Raw genomic sequence first — 2,967 nt, 5'->3', positions numbered from 1 at the left:
GTAAGCGTCCGGTCTCTGCACCCAGATTGAGTAGTGCATTCGCGCGACATGTCGGGCTCCTTCGTAGCATGGAGGATCTCCGGTGAATTTGAGACATTTCGAGAACAAGGCGCGGCAATCCTGGTGGGTGGTTCACGTCGAGGCGTGGCAGCGCAGCGGTATGACGCGGACCGAATATTGCCGCGTGCATCGCCTGACGAAGGACACGCTCGATCGCTGGCTGAAGTACTTCGCGGGCAACGAGGCGGCTCGTAAGCATGCGGAATATCAGGCGGAATTGCGCCGTCAGAAGCGCCTGGAGGAGCGAGCGAAGCGGCAGAAAAAGCGGGCTCGGCTGCGCTTTTCGGTGACCACGGATGTGCGCAACCGTGCTGTCCAGGCGTACTGGGCGATGCATGTCGAGGCGATGAACTGGAGCGGCATGGGTGTTCGCGAATATGCCGCGGCGCTGCATCTTTCGCCGACGAGCTTGCGCATATGGCGAGACCGACTGGACGGAGGCGAGGTCGAAATCGACTGGCGGGCGCATCTTCATCCCTCTGCCCGCCCGGCCGTTAGCACTAGTGCTAACGCAACGCCGCCGGAATCGAGCTTGACGGCCGCGTCGAATGATGATCCCGGCACGCCCCGGCAGCCTGTCCGGCGCTTCTTCAGCGATGCCGAAAAGCACGCCATTGCGCTGGAGAGCGACCGGCCAGGTGTCAGCGTCTCGCAGGTCGCGCGAAAGCATGGGATCGTCACGGGGCTGTTGTTCCGTTGGCGCGCGCAGTTCGGCGTAGCGCAGAAGAAGCGCGCGAAGCTTGCGGCTGTGGCGATGGGCGATGACACCGCGGCGGTACGCCTTCTGCAGAGCCTGGTACAGCCGCCTGATGGAATGACGGCGATCGATCTGCCTGACGGCCGGCGTGTCTTCGCACCGGCCGGCAGCGATCCGGATGCCGTTCGACAACGCGTCGCGAGTGAAGGAACGACACCATGATGATCGTCCCGGCGGGTGTGAAAGTGCATCTGGCGCTGGGCTACACCGACATGAGGAAGGGTCTCGACGGGCTCGCCATGCTGGTGCAGCAAACGCTGAAGCTGGACCCGTTCTCGGGCCATCTGTTTGCCTTCCGGGGCAAGAAGGCGTCGATGCTGAAGATCCTGTTCTGGGACGGAAACGGACTGTGCCTGTTCACCAAACGGCTCGACCAGGGCAGCTTCGCATGGCCGGTGATGGCGAGCTATGATGGTTCGATCACGCTGACGCCGGCGCAGCTTGCGATGCTGATCGAAGGCATCGACTGGCGCGCTCCCGAGCGTGTTTGGAGGCCAGCCCTGGCCGGCTGAAATCGGCTCATCGACTGCTCCGAAACGGCCCGGAATCCTTGGGTTTTGGGGCTGTTTGTGATAGATTCGGTCATGTTGATCGATCTCGCGAATCTGCCTTCCGACCCGCAGCTTTTGCAGCGTCTCGTGCGCGACATGGCGGCTGCGGTCGAGAGCCGCGACGGCGAGATCGAGCGGCTTCAGTCGATCATCAAAAAACTCCAGCGGGCGCAGTTCGGTCGCAGTTCCGAGCAGCTCGATCCCGACCAGCTCGCGCTCGCGCTGGAAGACCTCGATGCCGATGTTGCGCGCATCCAGGAGAGCCGGCCGTTCGCAGGCAAACTGTCCACCGAGCGGCAATCCCATCGCAAGTCGCTGCCCGATCATCTGCCGCGTGAGGACGTCCTGCTCGATGTCGGCAGCACTGTCTGCGCGGGCTGCGGCGGTGCGCTGCATCCCATCGGCGAGAGCGTGAGCGAGATGCTGGACTGGGTGCCAGCGCAGCTTCGCGCGATCAGGACCACGCGCCCAAAATATGGCTGCCGGACCTGCGAGACCGTCGTGCAAGCGCCGGCTCCGGAGCGGCTGATCGCCGGCGGCATGGCCACGCCGGCGCTGCTGGCGCAGGTGCTGGTCAGCAAATATTGCGACCATACCCCGCTCTACCGGCAGTCGCAGATCTTCGCCCGCAGTGGTGTCGATCTTCCGCGTTCGACGCTCGCCGGATGGGTTGGCGGCGCCTGCTGGTGGCTCGAAGCCCTGCATGAGCGGCTTGCCAAAAGCGTGTTCGCCTCCAACCATCTCTTTGCCGACGACACGCCGGTTCCGGTGCTTGATCCGGGCCGCGGCCGCACCAAGACCGGCAGGCTGTGGGTCTACGCCCGCGAGCAGCGGCCATGGGGCGGACCGGAGCCGCCGGCCGCGGTCTATGTGTTCGCGCCGGACCGCAAGGCCGAACGTCCGGCCGCGCATCTCGAGCACTTCAAGGGCGTGCTTCACGTCGATGGGTACGCCGGCTTCGAGCAGCTCACCGTCAAGGGAGACATCGTCCTCGCCGCCTGTTGGGCACACACCCGGCGCAAGTTCTTTGATGTGGCGCAGGCCACCAACGCGCCGATCGCGATGGAAGCCTTGCGCCGGATCGGCGAACTCTATGCCGTCGAAGCCGACGTTCGTGGTCAATCGCCGGCGCATCGGTTGGCATCTCGGCGCAGCCGTTCGAAACCAATTGTCGACGCCATGCGGGTCTGGCTCGAAGCGCAGCTTCCACTGTTGTCGGGACGAAGCACGCTCGCCGTAGCGGTCCGCTACGCGCTCTCGCGCTGGGACGGCCTGACCCGCTTCCTGCACGACGGTCGCATCGAGCTCGACACCAACCCGGTCGAGCGCGCGATCCGTCCGGTCAGTCTCGGCCGCAAGAACCACCTCTTCGCGGGCAGCGACGGCGGCGGCCATCGATGGGCGGTGCTGTGTTCGCTGATCGAAACCTGCAAACTTAACGACGTTGAGCCCTACGCCTGGCTGCGCGATGTGCTCAGCCGCATGGTCGACGGATACCCGGTCAATCGGCTGGATGAACTCGTCCCGTGGAACTGGAAAGCCCAAGTCCCTGTCAAGACCTGACCTCACGTGCAAGCTCCGGACGCTTACTTCGGTCGT

Annotated in this window: 3 protein-coding genes; all 3 read left to right on the top strand. The window is 64.5% G+C overall.

The features are described from left to right. The first annotated feature begins 82 nt into the window (after window positions 1–82). The 3 genes from tnpA to tnpC all read left to right on the top strand — a co-directional run bounded on the left by tnpA (window position 83) and on the right by tnpC (window position 2,931). Window positions 83–979, top strand: a complete 897-nt coding sequence (gene tnpA / locus ACWGTO_RS32995; protein ID WP_454578884.1) for an IS66-like element accessory protein TnpA — start codon at window positions 83–85, stop codon at window positions 977–979. Next, the gene (tnpB, locus tag ACWGTO_RS32990; RefSeq protein WP_378980201.1) at window positions 976–1,329 is read left to right on the top strand and encodes an IS66 family insertion sequence element accessory protein TnpB; all 354 of its coding nucleotides are present in this window, start codon (window positions 976–978) and stop codon (window positions 1,327–1,329) included. The genes tnpA and tnpB overlap by 4 nt, the downstream gene beginning before the upstream one ends. A gap of 72 nt (window positions 1,330–1,401) precedes the next feature. Beyond that, on the top strand, window positions 1,402–2,931 hold the full coding sequence (gene tnpC / locus ACWGTO_RS32985; protein WP_454578883.1) for an IS66 family transposase: 1,530 nt from the start codon (window positions 1,402–1,404) through the stop codon (window positions 2,929–2,931). Window positions 2,932–2,967: the final 36 nt, after the last annotated feature.

This window comes from Mesorhizobium sp. PL10, assembly GCF_053714315.1.
The sequence above is the reverse complement of the archived record's forward strand: the minus strand, read 5'-3'. Positions and strand labels throughout refer to the sequence as shown.

What these genes read in the sequence shown, in the direction of transcription:
- tnpB (WP_378980201.1), top strand. Translation starts at nt 976, where the DNA reads ATGATGATCGTCCCGGCGGGTGTGAAAGTGCATCTGGCGCTGGGCTAC.
- tnpC (WP_454578883.1), top strand. Translation starts at nt 1,402, where the DNA reads ATGTTGATCGATCTCGCGAATCTGCCTTCCGACCCGCAGCTTTTGCAG.